Source organism: Streptomyces sp. 891-h (genome assembly GCF_022760275.1).
Lineage (GTDB): Bacteria > Actinomycetota > Actinomycetes > Streptomycetales > Streptomycetaceae > Streptomyces > Streptomyces spirodelae.
The window spans coordinates 1,555,441-1,569,802 of the sequence record NZ_CP050693.1 but is presented as its reverse complement, the minus strand read 5'-3'; the positions used below and the strand labels follow the sequence as shown (position 1 = coordinate 1,569,802).

The 14,362-nt window shown below is 71.9% G+C and carries 12 protein-coding genes; 10 read left to right on the top strand and 2 right to left on the bottom strand.

Annotated features, from left to right (window positions below; all coding sequences use genetic code 11):
• The first annotated feature begins 105 nt into the window (after positions 1 to 105).
• The 3 genes from pcaD to HC362_RS06560 are packed head-to-tail and all read left to right on the top strand — an operon-like array spanning position 106 to position 2,899.
• Positions 106 to 1,404: a 3-oxoadipate enol-lactonase gene (pcaD, locus tag HC362_RS06570; protein WP_243082987.1), complete on the top strand. Its 1,299-nt coding sequence runs from the start codon at positions 106 to 108 to the stop codon at positions 1,402 to 1,404.
• On the top strand, positions 1,394 to 2,071 hold the full coding sequence (locus HC362_RS06565) for an MBL fold metallo-hydrolase (protein WP_243082986.1): 678 nt from the start codon (positions 1,394 to 1,396) through the stop codon (positions 2,069 to 2,071). Before pcaD ends, HC362_RS06565 begins: the two co-directional genes overlap by 11 nt.
• Before the next feature lie 48 nt (positions 2,072 to 2,119).
• Complete coding sequence (locus HC362_RS06560) at positions 2,120 to 2,899, top strand: exodeoxyribonuclease III (protein WP_243082985.1); 780 nt, start codon at positions 2,120 to 2,122, stop codon at positions 2,897 to 2,899.
• Between the two features lie 65 nt (positions 2,900 to 2,964).
• Here HC362_RS06560 and HC362_RS06555 read toward each other — a convergent pair whose 3' ends face one another.
• Positions 2,965 to 4,836 carry an SGNH/GDSL hydrolase family protein gene (locus HC362_RS06555; RefSeq protein ID WP_243082984.1) on the bottom strand — a complete coding sequence of 624 codons (1,872 nt, stop codon included), beginning with the start codon at positions 4,834 to 4,836 and terminating at the stop codon, positions 2,965 to 2,967.
• A 177-nt stretch (positions 4,837 to 5,013) separates the two neighbouring features.
• On the opposite strand from HC362_RS06555, the gene HC362_RS06550 reads away from it, so the two are divergent.
• The 5 genes from HC362_RS06550 to HC362_RS06530 all read left to right on the top strand — a co-directional run bounded on the left by HC362_RS06550 (position 5,014) and on the right by HC362_RS06530 (position 8,856).
• Positions 5,014 to 5,457, top strand: a complete 444-nt coding sequence (locus tag HC362_RS06550) for a DUF6278 family protein (RefSeq protein ID WP_243082983.1) — start codon at positions 5,014 to 5,016, stop codon at positions 5,455 to 5,457.
• Between the two features lie 77 nt (positions 5,458 to 5,534).
• Positions 5,535 to 6,317, top strand: coding sequence for an amino acid ABC transporter ATP-binding protein (locus tag HC362_RS06545; protein ID WP_243082982.1), 783 nt, complete (start codon positions 5,535 to 5,537; stop codon positions 6,315 to 6,317).
• A 13-nt stretch (positions 6,318 to 6,330) separates the two neighbouring features.
• Entirely contained in the window at positions 6,331 to 7,266 is a 936-nt protein-coding gene (locus HC362_RS06540) for a glutamate ABC transporter substrate-binding protein (protein WP_243082981.1), read from the top strand.
• 43 nt (positions 7,267 to 7,309) lie between these two features.
• A complete protein-coding gene (locus HC362_RS06535) occupies positions 7,310 to 7,954 on the top strand; it encodes an amino acid ABC transporter permease (protein WP_243082980.1) in 645 nt (214 codons plus the stop codon).
• Complete coding sequence (locus tag HC362_RS06530; protein ID WP_243082979.1) at positions 7,951 to 8,856, top strand: amino acid ABC transporter permease; 906 nt, start codon at positions 7,951 to 7,953, stop codon at positions 8,854 to 8,856. Before HC362_RS06535 ends, HC362_RS06530 begins: the two co-directional genes overlap by 4 nt.
• Positions 8,857 to 8,878: 22 nt before the next feature.
• Here HC362_RS06530 and HC362_RS06525 read toward each other — a convergent pair whose 3' ends face one another.
• Positions 8,879 to 9,601, bottom strand: a complete 723-nt coding sequence (locus HC362_RS06525; protein ID WP_243082978.1) for a hypothetical protein — start codon at positions 9,599 to 9,601, stop codon at positions 8,879 to 8,881.
• 110 nt (positions 9,602 to 9,711) lie between these two features.
• Between HC362_RS06525 and ggt the strand changes: the two genes are divergently transcribed.
• Both ggt and HC362_RS06515 read left to right on the top strand, forming a co-directional pair.
• Positions 9,712 to 11,700, top strand: a complete 1,989-nt coding sequence (ggt, locus tag HC362_RS06520; RefSeq protein WP_243082977.1) for a gamma-glutamyltransferase — start codon at positions 9,712 to 9,714, stop codon at positions 11,698 to 11,700.
• A 289-nt stretch (positions 11,701 to 11,989) separates the two neighbouring features.
• On the top strand, positions 11,990 to 14,350 hold the full coding sequence (locus HC362_RS06515; RefSeq protein WP_243082976.1) for a serine/threonine-protein kinase: 2,361 nt from the start codon (positions 11,990 to 11,992) through the stop codon (positions 14,348 to 14,350).
• Positions 14,351 to 14,362: the final 12 nt, after the last annotated feature.

Genomic DNA, 14,362 nt, shown 5'->3' with positions numbered 1-14,362 from the left:
CGCCCCCGCGCGGTGCGGCCCGGACGCCGCTCGATAGCGTGAACGGGTGAGTAACGGCCGCCCTTCCCCCACCCTGTCCCGAACGCCTGCCCGAGGTGAATCACGGTGACCCCCGCCCAGACGCTTCAGCACCGGACCGACGGACCCGACAACGCGCCCGTACTCGTTCTCGGCCCCTCCCTCGGTACCACCTGGCACATGTGGGACCGGCAGATCCCCGAGCTGACCCGCAACTGGCGGGTGCTCAGGTTCGACCTGCCGGGACACGGCGGCTCCCCCGCCTACTCCGCCGACTCGGTCGACGCCTTCGCCGAGCGGCTGCTGGCCACGCTCGACCGGCTGGGCATCGAGCGGTTCGGCTACGCGGGCTGCTCCCTCGGCGGCGCCATCGGCGTCCAGCTGGCGCTGCGGGCCCCGCAGCGCGTCACCTCGCTGGCGCTGATCTCCTCCTCGCCGCGGTTCGCCACCCCCGACAGCTGGCGGCAGCGCGGGGTCGTCATCCGTACCAACGGGCTCGACCCGATCGCCCGCACCACCCCGGAGCGCTGGTTCACGCCCGGCTTCGCCGCGGCGCAGCCCGCCATCGTCGAGTGGGCCGTGCAGATGGTGCGCACCACGGACCCGGGCTGCTACATCGCGGCCTGTGAGGCGCTGGCCTCCTTCGACGTACGCGAGTCGCTGGACCGGATAGGAGTGGGAACGCTGGTCGTCGCCGGTGCCGAGGACGAGACGACGCCGCCCGCCGAGGCCCGCGCCCTCGTCGCCGGTATCCCGGATGCCCGGCTGGCCATCGTGCCCGGCGCCTCGCATCTGACGCCCGTCGAGCAGCCCGGTGCCGTCACCGACCTGCTCATCCGGCACTTCACCACCACCTGGCAGGAGTCGGCCGCCGGGCCGCCGGCGCCGGCCCCGGTCATCAGCCCCGTACCGCAGCAGGCGTCAGCGGTGGCCGAGCTGGAGTCGGGGGAGCGGGCCGCGCTGCGCACGGACGCGTACGACGCGGGGATGAAGGTGCGCCGCGAGGTGCTCGGGGACGCCCATGTGGACCGCTCCGTGGAGGGGACGGACGACTTCACCGAGGACTTCCAGAACTTCATCACCCGCTACGCCTGGGGCGAGGTGTGGACCCGCACCGGCGTCGACCGGCGCACCCGCTCGGTGATCAGCCTGACCGCGCTGGTGGCCCGCGGCCACTACGACGAGCTGGCCTCCCACGTCCGCGCCGCGCTGCGCAACGGACTGACCCCCGAGGAGATCAAGGAAGTGCTGCTGCAGACGGCGGTCTACTGCGGGGTGCCGGCGGCCAACTCGGCCTTCGCCGTCGCCCAGCGCGTGATCCGCGAGGAGACCACTCCGGAGGACCGCAGAGGGGCCCGGGAGGATAATGAGCCGCATGGGAACTGACGCCACCGAAGCGCCTGCGAAGCTGACGAAGCAAGGCCACGCCTGCGTCCGCCTGGAGAAGGGCGGCCGCAGCCTCGTCATCGATCCCGGGGGCTTCAGCGAGCAGGAGGCCGCGCTGGGCGCGGACGCGCTGCTGGTCACCCACGAGCACCCGGACCACTTCGACGAGCTGCGGCTGCGCGCCGCCATGGAGGCCAATCCGGAAGCGCGGATCTGGACGCTGCGCAGCGTCGCCGACCGGATCTCGGGTGCCTTCCCCGGCCGTGTCCACACCGTCGGCAACGGCGACACCTTCGAGGCGGCGGGCTTCGAGATCGAGGTGCACGGCGAGCTGCACGCCGTCATCCACCCCGACATCCCGCGTATCACCAACATCGGCTTCGTGGTCGACGGCCTGGTCTTCCACCCCGGCGACGCGCTCACCGTGCCCGAGCGGCCCGTCAAGACGCTGCTGCTCCCGGTGCACGCCCCGTGGAACAAGTTCTCCGAGGTCCTCGACTACGTGCGTGCCGTCAGCCCCGCGCAGGTCTACGACATCCACGACGGTCTGCTCAACGACAACGGCCTCGGCGTCCTCGGCCGGATGCTGGGCGAGGGCGGTCCTGGAACGGGTGGCGCGGCTCACCACCACCTCCACCCTGGCGAGGCTGTCCGACTGGCGCGGTAGCCTGCATGCTCCCGGGGGACGACCCCCGTGACCCCCGACGGAGTCTGCATGCGTATTGCCACCTGGAACGTCAACTCGATAACGGCCCGGCTGCCCCGCCTGACCCAGTGGCTGGAGTCGGCCCAGCCCGACGTGCTCTGTCTGCAGGAGCTGAAGGTGTCCGACGACGCCTTCCCGCAGCAGGAGCTGCGCGCGCTCGGCTATGAGTCGGTCGTCAGCGCGCAGGGCCGCTGGAACGGTGTCGCCGTCCTCTCCCGCGTGGGCATCGAGGACCCGGCGCTGAGCCTGCCGGGCGCGCCCGCGTGGGAGGGCGTCGTCGAGGCCCGCGCCGCGGCCGCCACCTGCGGCGGGGTACGGGTGTGGTCCCTGTACGTGCCCAACGGGCGCGAGGTGGGGCACCCGCACTACGAGTACAAGCTGCAGTGGCTGGCAGCCCTGCGGGACGCGGCGGAGAAGTTCGCCTCGGCCGCGACGCCGTTCGCGGCGCTGGGTGACTTCAACATCGCCCCGACCGACCGCGACGTCCACGACATCGCGGAGTTCGAGGGGTCCACCCATGTGACCTCGCGGGAGCGGGAGGCGCTGGCGGCGCTCGAGGCGGCGGGCGTCTCGGACGTGTACCCGCGCCCGCTCAAGTACGACGTGCCGTTCACCTACTGGGACTACCGGCAGCTGTGCTTCCCCAAGAACCGCGGTATGCGCATCGATCTCGTCTACGGGAACGAGGCCTTCACCACCGCGGTCCAGGACGCCTATGTCGACCGGGAGGCCAGGAAGGGCAAGGGCGCCTCGGACCACGCCCCGGTCGTCGTCGACCTGGAGCTGTGACGGCTCCACCGGCGCGCCCACCCGCCCCTGAGGGGACGGGTGGGCGCACCGTGCTCCCGTAGTGCTCAGCCCGCGAGCAGCCGCAGGTCCACCGACTCGCCGATGGCCCGCAGCCCCGCGTCGCCGGGGTGCAGATGGTCGCCCGAGTCGTACTTCGGCAGCATCCGCGCGGGGTGCGAGGGGGCGCGCACGACAGCGTCGAAGTCGAGAACGGCGTCGAAGCGACCGCCGTTCTCGCGGACGAAGGCGTTCACCTTCGTCCGCTTGGCGTCCACCTCGGCCGTGCAGTCGTGGTACCCCTCACACGGAGTGATCGTCGCCACGACGACCCGCAGCCCGCGCTCCTTCGCCCGCGCGGCGATGGCCCTCATACCGGCGATGACCTCCTCGGCCGAGGCGCCCCACCGCACGTCGTTGATGCCCTCGAACAGCACCACGGTGCGGGCACTGGTCTGGGCGAGCACGTCCCGCTCCAGGCGGTGCTGGGCGCTCACCCCCGCCGTGTCGGTGCTGACGCCGTCGCCGGGGTAGCGGTCGGTGACGATGCGGTTGGCGGAGATGCCGTGGTTGAGGACGCCGAACCGCGGTACGTCGCTCTGCGCCAGCAGCCGGCTCGCCAGCACGTTCGGCCAGCGCCGGTTGGCGCCCTCGGTGGAGCGGACGCCGTCGGTGATGGAGTCGCCCAGGGTGACCACGGAGCCGGGGCCGCCCCGGACATCGACGCCGGTCAGGAACGGCCACATGGTCAGCGAGCGGGTGAAGGCGCCGCCGCCGGCCTCACCGGTGCGGTCGCCGCTGCCGCCCTCGCTCAGATACGAGCGTTGCAGCGCCTTGCTGTGCACGGGCGCGGCGGGGACGGGATCGGGCAGATGGATGCTCACCAGCAGATTGGTGTCGGAGGGCACGTCGAAGCCCACGGGATCGCTGACGGCCCGGGCGCCCGCGGGGATACGGGTTCCCGCGTGCCCCCCGTCGAAGGTGACCGGGGTGGGGCGCCGGTGCGCCGCGGCGCCCTCCTTCTGCACGGCGATGGAGGCGTGGCCGATGCGGACGGGCTCGGCCGCGAAGGTGTTCTCCAGCCGGATCCGGGCCCGCGGGCCGCCCGCCGAGGTGTGGACGACCAGCCGCAGCGTCTGGTCGCGCCACTGCCCGGTCCCGGTGTAGCCGCCGGTGCTCGCTGACCAGCTCCCGGTCCAGCCGGTGGCTTCCGGGCGTACGGCGATGTCGAAGATGTGGAGGTCGGAGTCGGGGCCCGGGTCCTTCGGGAGGGTGACGGAGTGGACGTCGCGACCGCGTTCGAGCGGCACGGTGACCGCGTAGAGCTTCGCCTTCTCGGTCAGCTGGTCGCCCTGCCGGGTGTTGAGGTGGGGGAGCGCGACGGCCTTGGTGGCGAGCGGGCCGCCGCGCCAGTCGCCTGCCGTGAGGGTGTAGGAGCTGTGGGAGCCGTCCCGGTAGCGCACGGTTCCCTTGCCGCTCGCGGCCTCGGCCGGCCCGTGCGGTGAGGTGGCGGCGACCAGGAAGGAGAGGGCGTTGCCGTGGCCGCCGACGCGTACCCGCTGTCCGTCGGCGACGACGTTGTCGGGGCGGCCGGGGGCCCGGTCGGGCAGGCGCAGCGGGGCCGCGTCCAGATCGAGGCGGGTGCCGGGTGCCCAGCCGGCGGCCCTGAGGTCCTGCGCGGACAGGGAGCGGCCCGCGCCGTCGAAGTCGGCGGCTGAGGGGTCGGCGTCGTCGCTGACGGCGCGGTTGTCGTAGAGGCGTTCCAGGGGGAGTGCGTGATCGGTGGGGGCGGTCGGCTGTGCTGTCCGTGTTGCCTGCGCTGTCTGTGCCGGGTGCCGCGTGCGGTCCTGCGCGGTGGCGGTCGCCACCAGGGTCGGTGCCGTCGCGGATACGGCGGCCACCAGGACGGTGAGGGATCTGATCCAGATACGTCTGCGCACGTGATGCCCTCTCGTGGGACTCCAACGGCCTTGTGTGCACCCCGGATTCCACCGAGGCGGGGTGAAATTAGGGAGGCGCTGACGCGGCGTCAAGATGTCCTGCGGCCCAAACCGGGCAGGCTCTTCACACAGCGCGCCTATGGTGCCCAGTGGCGTGAGAATGCCACGCTGATGCTCATGCACTTCCCCTTTCTGGACAACTGGCGCAAGCCCCACCCGGATGCCGAAGGGGCGGCCGCATCGACCGACCAGCTTTCGGAGGATCCGGAGAGCGCGGCGCAGCTCTTGTCCGAATGTGAACTGCTGCGCGAGCAGGCCCGGGGGGCCGGTGTCGAACTGGACGACTCCGTCGAGTCCTTGAGAGCGCTGGACCAACTGCTGCCGCACTGGCGCGAGGACCCGGAGGTCACGCCGTGGCTCGGCGCCGACGCAGGGCTCTACCTGGGGACCGTGGTGGTGCGCACGGTGCCCGGCGCCCGGTGGGTGCTGTGGCCGGACGGACAGCCGGTGGTGCGGCTGCCGTCCGGGCGGGAGGTGGATGTGCTGGAGGAGGGCGGGGCCTGGGCCGAGACGGGGTCGCCCGAGCTGTCCCAGGCGTACGCGGAGGTCAGCGAGGGCTGACGTACTCCACCGGGTGTACCGTCTTGTCGCGTGTCATCCCGGTGATGACCCATTCGGCTCGATAGCTTCCCTTTCTTATGGGATCGCTGCCTACCGACTCACCGCCCACGCACTCGCCACCGGGCGAACCGCTCATCGAGCTGCGGGGAGTCAACAAGCACTACGGCGCACTGCATGTGCTCAGGGACATCGATCTGACCGTGGGCCGCGGTGAGGTCGTCGTCGTCATCGGTCCCTCCGGCTCCGGCAAGTCGACGCTGTGCCGCACCATCAACCGGCTGGAGACGATCGGGTCCGGCACCATCACCCTGGCGGGGCGGGCCCTCCCCGCCGAGGGACGGGAGCTGGCCCGGCTGCGCACCGAGGTGGGCATGGTCTTCCAGTCCTTCAACCTGTTCGCGCACAAGACCGTGCTGGCCAATGTGGCGCTGGCGCCCATGAAGGTGCGCGGCAAGAAGAAGAACGAGGCGTATAGGAGGGCCGGCGAACTGCTGCGCAGGGTCGGCCTTGCCGAGCACGCGAACAAGTACCCGGCGCAGCTGTCGGGCGGTCAGCAGCAGCGGGTGGCGATCGCCCGTGCGCTGGCCATGGATCCGCAGGCGCTGCTGTTCGACGAGCCGACCTCCGCACTCGACCCGGAGATGATCAGCGAGGTGCTGGAGGTCATGCAGCAGCTGGCCCGGGACGGGATGACGATGGTCGTCGTCACCCACGAGATGGGCTTCGCCCGCTCGGCTGCCAACCGTGTGGTGTTCATGGCCGACGGCAGGATCGTCGAGGACCGCTCCCCGGAGGAGTTCTTCACGGCGCCGCGCAGCGAGCGGGCCAAGGACTTCCTCTCCAAGATCCTCAAGCACTGAGAGGGGCCCGGTCGTGCGCACGCCCACTCCGCCCAGCGGCACCACGGCTGCCTGCGGTGCGCTGCTCGTCGCGCTCCTGCTGACCGCCGCCACCGCCTGCGGCGCCGCAGGCAGCCCGCCGGCGCGCGGCCCGCAGCCGGGCGAGCTGCCGCACTACGCCGTCGCCGAGGACTTCTCCCTCCCCTCCTCGCCCACCTGGCGGAGCGCCCACCGGAAGGGGAAGCTCACGGTCGGTGTCAAGGAGGACCAGCCCGGCATGGGCGAGAAGAATCCGGCCACCGGCGAGTACACCGGCTTCGATGTGGAGATCGCCAAGATGATGGCCGCCTCGCTCGGCTTCGACCCGGACGAGCAGATCACGTACAAGGCCATCGCCTCGGCCAACCGGGAGACGGCCCTGCAGAACGGGCAGATCGACTACTACGTCGGCACCTACACCATCAACGAGGGCCGCAAGAAGCTGGTCGGCTTCGCAGGGCCCTACTACATCGCCGGGCAGCGGCTGCTGGTGCGCCAGGACGAGAAGCACCTCAAGGGGCCGCAGGACATGGCGGGCAGGAAGATCTGCTCCGCCGTCGGCTCCACCCCGCTGCAGCGCATCGAGTCGGACTACCCGCGCGCCGTCGCCGTCGCCTACGACAGCTACGCCATCTGCGTCGACAACCTCCTCAACCACCAGGTCGACGCGGTCACCACGGACGACACCATCCTGCTCGGCTACGCGGCCAAGGACCCCGAGCAGCTGAAGGTGGTGGGCAGGGCGTTCTCCGAGGAGCCGTACGGCATCGGCGTTCCGCACCAGGACCGGGCCCTGGCCAGGGCGCTGGACAAGGCGTTGACCGCCCGCGAGCGCGACGGCGACTGGAAGCGGGCCTATGAGGCCACCCTCGGCCTCTCCGGCCGGCCGGCGCCGAAGCCGCCACGCATCGACCCCTCGCTGACGCGCTGACGCGCAGACGGGCTGACGTGCTGAGAGGAACACGAACGGCTCCATGGACGTACTGACAGAGAACTTCTCCCTCTACGGCGAGGGCTTCTGGGGGACGGTGAAGCTGACCGTCTACTCCTCGCTGCTGGCGCTGGGCGTGGGGGTGGTGATGGCGGGGTTCCGGGTGGCACCGGTGCGTGCCCTGCGCGTGGTGGGCACCACCTGGGTGACGGTGCTGCGCAACACCCCGCTGACGCTGCTGTTCTTCGCGATGCTGCTGGGGCTGCCCCGCTTCGGGGTGGCGCTGCCCTTCGAGCTGTTCGCGGTGCTGGCGCTGGGCTGCTACACCTCCTCGTTCATCTGCGAGGCGGTGCGCTCGGGCATCAACACCGTGCCGGTCGGGCAGGGCGAGGCGGCCCGCAGCCTGGGGATGACCTTCGGCCAGACGCTGGGCACCGTGGTGCTGCCGCAGGCGTTCCGCAGCGTCATCGCGCCGATCGGCTCCACCCTGATCGCGCTCGCCAAGAACTCCGCGATCGCCGGCTCCTTCAGCGTCGTCGAGCTGCTGAGCACCTACAAGACGCTCAGCGAGAACGGCTACAGCGTGGTGTGGAGCTTTGTGTGGATCGCGCTGGGCTATCTGATCCTGACCCTGGCGATCAGCGCCCTCTTCCATCTGCTGGAGCGGCGCTGGGGGGTGCCCCGATGAGCCTGAGCGTCCTCAGCCCGAAGCGTGCGCCGACCACCGGACAGGCGGCACCCTCGGCGCTCTACGACGTCCCCGGACCCAAGGCGCGGGCCCGCCATCTGGTGTACGGCGTCGTCGCGAGCCTCGCCCTGCTCGCCCTGGCGGCGTGGGTGATTCATCTCCTTGTCGACACCGGCCAGTTCGCGTACGTCAAATGGCGGCCGTTCGGCTACGTGGGCGTTCAGGAGCTCCTGCTGCGCGGCCTGGGCAACACCCTCAAGGCGTTCGCGCTCGCCGCCGTCCTCGCGCTCGCGCTGGGCGCTGTGCTGGCCGCCGGACGGCTGTCCGAGCACCGGCTGCTGCGCTGGGGCAGCACGCTGCTGGTGGAGTTCTTCCGGGCCATGCCCGTACTCGTGATGATCTTCTTCGTGTTCGTGGCCCTTCAGGTGCAGGCGCTGCCCGCGCTGGTGACCGGGCTGACCCTCTACAACGGCTCCGTCCTCGCCGAGGTCTTCCGCTCCGGAGTCAACTCCGTCGACCGGGGCCAGCGGGAGGCCGCCTACGCGCTGGGCATGCGCAAGACCCAGGTCATGGTCCATGTGCTGGTGCCCCAGGCGGTGCGGGCCATGCTGCCCACGATCATCAGCCAGCTGGTCGTCGCGCTGAAGGACACCTCGCTGGGCTTCCTGATCACCTACGAGGAGTTCCTGCACGCCGGGCGGCTGATCGCCATCAACATGGACTACACCATGCCGTTCATCCCCGTGGTGATGGTGGTCTCGGCGATCTACATCGGGTTGTGCATGCTGCTGTCCTGGTTCGCCAACCGGGTCGCCCGCCGCGAGCGCGGCAACGTCAAGAACGAGGCCGTCCCGGTCGGCCCGGCCGAGGCAGCGCCCACCATGCCGGGCACCCGTATGTGAGCGGCTTCCCGGTCCGCCCCGATCACTCCCGGGCCGTCGTCGCGGCGCGGGTCACATCGGCGACCAGCTCCACCACGTCGGGGCCGTACGCCTCTGAGTTGACGACCCTCAGCATCAGGCAGAAATCACCGCCCCGCCCGTACTTCCTGGCCAACCGCACATGATGCCGCACCAGGTACCGCGCCGCCGCCTGGTTGGTGATGGACCGCTGGCCGCAGATCAGAAAGACCGGTCGCGGGTCCTCCCGGTCCTGACTGCCGGTCAGCCGCGCGAGCAGCACGTACTCGACGGCGCCCTTCCGCGCCCGGTACCGCTCCTCGCCGACGACGAAGACGCCCGGCTTCTGCTCCACCTCCAGCTCCATGGAGAATCCCGGCAGCAGCGAGCCGAGATGCGCCGCCGTGCGCCGGTTGGAGGCAGGCCCGCCCAGACAGATCTCCGTACGCTCCCCGAACCCCTGCCGAGCCGCGTCGTGGCCGACGACCTCCGCCCTCGCGCCGCAGTCCTTGATGAGCGCGGACAGCTCCAGCAGCGCGAAGACGTCGTTGGGCGCCACCGTCCACTCGTCGACGCCGGGGTCCCGGTTGATCACGAGCAGACACGTCGAGTTCGCCGGCATCCCGAAGAAGCGCTGCTTGCGGCGGAGTTGGCGGCGCCACAGCGAAGTGCGGGCCAGCCAGCCCGCCGATGCCGTGATCGCGGCGGCGACCAGACCGAGCACGATCTCCCGCAGGTTCTCGTCCATGACCGGGCAGCGTAGGCCCTCCCGGGCGGCGCGGACCGACCGGGTGACCGATGGCCGCCACCCGCCGCGCGGTACTGACGCATTCGCGTCAACCGCATTACGCTGCGCGGATGATGTCCAACGAGAGGGCCACGTCCCACCAGGAGCGCGGGGAACTGCTCCCCTGGGGGCACCTCCCGGCCGGAGGCTGGGGGACTCCGGCCGGGAGGTACCCCCACGAACCACAGAACACCGGCAGTCCGCGGGCGTCGGGCAGGGGTAGCCCCTCTCGGTGTTCCCGCGCGGTACGCCGTGTCATCGCCGTACTCGGCACGGGGGCCGTGGTCGCCGGAGTCATCGGCGCCGCACCCGCACACACGGCGGCGGAGCGCGGCGCGGGAAGCGGGACCTCGCCCGCCAAGACCCCGGTCGCCACCGGCTACGGCGGCGCCGTCTCCAGCGTCGACGCCGACGCGTCGGCCGCCGGCCTCCAGGTGCTCAAGCGGGGCGGCAACGCCGCGGACGCGGCCGTGGCGACGGCCGCTGCCCTCGGCGTGACCGAGCCGTACTCGGCGGGCATCGGCGGCGGCGGATACTTCGTGTACTACGACGCCTCGGACCGCCAGGTGCACACCATCGACGGCCGTGAGACGGCGCCGCTGAGCGCGGACAAGCACCTGTTCACCGAGGACGGCAAGCCGATCCCGTTCGACGAGGCGGTCACCAGCGGCCTCGGCGTGGGCACCCCGGGCACCCCCGCCACCTGGGAGAAGGCGCTGCGGACCTACGGCACCACATCGCTCGCGAAGGCCCTGCGGCCCGCCACCAAGCTGGCCAGGCGCGGCTTCACCGTCGATGAGACCTTCCGCGAGCAGACCGCGCAGAACGAGGACCGCTTCCGCGACTTCCCCGCGACAGCCGACCTGTTCCTGCCGGGCGGCAAGCTCCCCGAGGTGGGCTCCACGCTCAAGAACCCCGACCTGGCCCGCACCTACCAGGAGCTGTCCCGCAAGGGCACCAAGGCCCTCTACCGGGGCGAGTTGGGCCGCGACATCGTACGGACGGTACGCAAGCCCCCCGTGGCCGAGGGCGCCGGGCGCACGGTGCGGCCCGGCGACATGACGGCGAAGGACCTGCGGGCCTACCGGGCACTGTCCCAGCAGCCGACCCGTACCGCCTACCGCGGCCTGGACGTGTACGGCATGGCGCCCTCCTCCTCCGGCGGTACCACCGTCGCCGAGGCGCTCAACATCCTCGAACGCGGCGATCTGGGCTCCCTCAGCGAGAAGCAGTACCTGCACCGCTATCTGGAGGCGAGCCGTATCGCGTTCGCCGACCGGGGGCGCTGGGTGGGCGACCCGGCACAGGAGGACGTGCCGACCAAGGGACTGACCTCGCAGCGGTTCGCGGACTCACGGGCCTGCCTGATCGACGATCAGAAGGCCCTGCAGAGCCCCGTCGCACCGGGCGACCCGCGCGACCCGGAGGAGTGCGAGCGCGGCGACGCCGACCAGGCGGCACCCACCACGTACGAGGGGCAGAACACCACGCACCTCACCGTCGCCGACAAGTGGGGCAACGTCGCCGCCTACACGCTCACCATCGAGCAGACGGGCGGCAGCGGCATCACCGTGCCCGGCCGCGGATTCCTGCTCAACAACGAGCTGACCGACTTCTCCTTCGCGCCCGTCAGCCCCGGCGTCCACGACCCGAACCTGCCAGGACCGGGAAAGCGCCCTCGCTCCTCGATGTCGCCGACCATCGTCCTGCGGCACGGCGAGCCGGTGCTCGCGCTGGGCTCACCGGGCGGCTCCACCATCATCACCACAGTGCTGCAGACCCTCACCAACCACCTCGACCGCGGGATGCCGCTCCTCGACGCCATCGCCGCGCCACGCGCCAGCCAGCGCAACGCCGCACAGACCACCGTCGAACCGGAACTGATGAACAGCCGGGTGCGGAAACAGCTGGAGGCGCTGGGCCACTCCTTCAAACAGACCCCGGAAATCGGCGCGGCCACCGCGGTGCAACGGCTGTCCGGAGACCGCTGGCGCGCGGCGGCTGAACCGGAGAGGCGCGGCGGCGGCTCGGCGATGGTCGTCAGGCCGACGGGAGGCTGACGGGCCCGGCGCACGCGGGCCCACGCACCGGGCCGTGCGCCCCCTGACGAGGTCACCAAGTGCCGGGCGGCTCCGACGTATTACGTACCACGGAGTCGCCCGGCATACTTCGACCGTACGATTTCGACAGGAGACTCCGCGAGCCTGCCCGCCGCACAGGCCGAGGAAGGGCGAACGCGCCCTTCTCCGTACGCACCGCGCGTGGTTGCCACCTGATCACAGGCCGTACGATCGCTCTCCATCAGCTGTGTGACGGCCCGAGGCGGCCGAACGGACCGGGGGAGAGGCCATGAGGTCGCTGCGCGCGGACGACCCTGAACGCATCGGTGACTACCGGCTGTTGGGGCGGCTCGGTGAGGGCGGGATGGGCAGCGTCTACCTCGCGCAGTCCCCGCGCGGCCGCACCGTCGCCGTCAAGCTCGTACGGCGGGAGCTGTCCGAGCACGAGGAGTTCCGGCACCGCTTCGAGCAGGAGGTCGGCGCGGCGCGCCGGGTCGGCGGCGAGTGGACGGCACCGGTTCTGGACGCGGACACCGAGGCCGATCCGCCGTGGGTGGCCACCGGCTACATACCGGGCATCACCCTGTACGAGGCCGTCGCGGGCCGGAAGTCGCCGCTGCCCGTGCGGACGCTGCGTATCCTCGCCAACCGGCTGGCCCGGGCCCTGGGCGCCATCCATGAGGCGGGGCTGATCCACCGCGATGTGAAGCCCTCGAACATCCTGGTCACCATCGACGGGCCGCGCGTCATCGACTTCGGGATCGCCCGCGCGCTGGAGACCGTCGCCGACGCCCATCTGACGCGGACCGGTGCCGTCGTCGGCTCGCCGGGCTTCATGTCGCCCGAACAGGTACGCGGCGACCGGCTGACCGAGGCCAGCGACATCTTCTCCCTCGGCTCCGTGCTGACCTTCGCCGCGACCGGGCGCGCCCCCTTCGAACGCACCGGGGTCGCCGGGCATGTGCAGATGTACCGCATCACCCAGGAGGAGCCCGATCTGGAGGGCGTTCCCGAGGAACTGCGGGAACTGGTCGCCGCCTGCCTGGCCAAGGACGTGGCACAGCGGCCGGGGCTGCCGGAGATCCTGGAGCGCACGGCGGACCCGGACGACGAGCCCGGCCCTGGCGCGTCCGGCTCCGACGGTTCCGAAGCGGCGGAACCCTGGCTGCCCGGCGGCCTGGTGGCCCAGCTCGGGCGGCACGCGGCACGGCTGCTGGACGCCGAGGTTCCCGGGGCGCAGGCGGCCGCCGAGCGCGCGGCCGAGGCCCCCGCCGTGCCGCCGCGCCCCGGGGCTGAGCCCTCGCTGACGACGGTGGAACCCCTCTCCGGAGGCTCCTCAGCGGCGGAAGCGGCCCAGGACGCTTCGCACACCGGCGCGCAGCCGGAGCAGGACGGCTCCTCGGACGGGCCGGAGCGGGAGCAGGACGGCTCACCGGACGGGCCGGAGCCGGAGCAGGACGGCGCCGAGCCCGGTGAGCATGCCTCCGGCGACCACCCTGCGGGGCAGGGCGCCGCACCCGACCAGACGGGCACCGGGCAGGCAGGACGGGTGCCGCCTCCGCCGCCGGCCCTGGGCGAAGCCGAGATGCACGGCATGGCGACCGTCACCGGGGCCGCGGCGCACAGCACCCCGCCGTCCGGCCAGTGGCCGCCGCACACCGACCCGTACGGACCACAGGGCGGCTCAGGTCCGCAGCCGGCGTACGCGCTGCACGGTCCGGCGGCACCGCAGCCGTACGCGCCCGAACGCCGGCACGGGCGCGCGGTGCTGCTCGGAGCGCTCGGGGTGGTGCTGGCGCTGGTGTCCGGCGTCGGCACGTTCGTCGCGCTGCGCGTGTACGACAAGGGCGACGACGGCAAGTCCGGCTCCGCGGCGAAGCAGACACCGGGCCAGGAGCGTGAAGCGTCCCGTAAGCCCTCTCCCAAGGACATCAGCAGCCCGGCACCCGGCGGCGCGCTGCCCAAGGGCTATCTGGGCGCCTGGCAGGGCAGCGTCCAGGACTCCGACGGTTCCACCCTCACCCGGCGGTTCGAGATCCGGCAGGGCGAGGAGGGCGAGGTCGTCGCCAAGACCGTCAACATCCGGGCCGGCATGATGTGCGAGGGGGAGGCCGTCCTGGTGGCCTTCGACGGGGGCTCCGTCGGGCTGCGGGTCACCAGCCGGATCACCGACAGCCATCCCGCGTCCAAGCCCTGCTCCCCGTACAAGGAGCAGAGGTTGAGACTCCGCACCGACGGCACCCTCTCCTGGGTCTACCCGTCCGGCTCCCTCTCGGCCAGGCTCCGCAAGGTGGGCGATCCGGCGGCTCCGGTGCCCGCCCGGATGGCGGGCGAGTGGCGCGGCCGCAACCAGCGGGGCGAGGAGCGGACCCTGACCCTGGAGCGGGGCCGGGTCGGCACCGCCACCCTGCGGGTGTCCGGCGAGTACGCGGGCGTCAACTGCGTGTGGCAGCACACGCTCGGCGGCGCGGACGGGGACACCCTGGTGTACGGGCCCGACAGGGTCGTCGAGGCCATCTCAGGTCAGGGCTGCACCTCGTCCGCCAGCTCGCTGACGATCACCGCGGCCGGTGACGGTGAGATCCGCGTCTCGGCCGTACGCGAATCGGACGGCGCCCCGCGCACTTACCGCCGGGCCGCCGCTGATTAGGGCTTGCCCCTC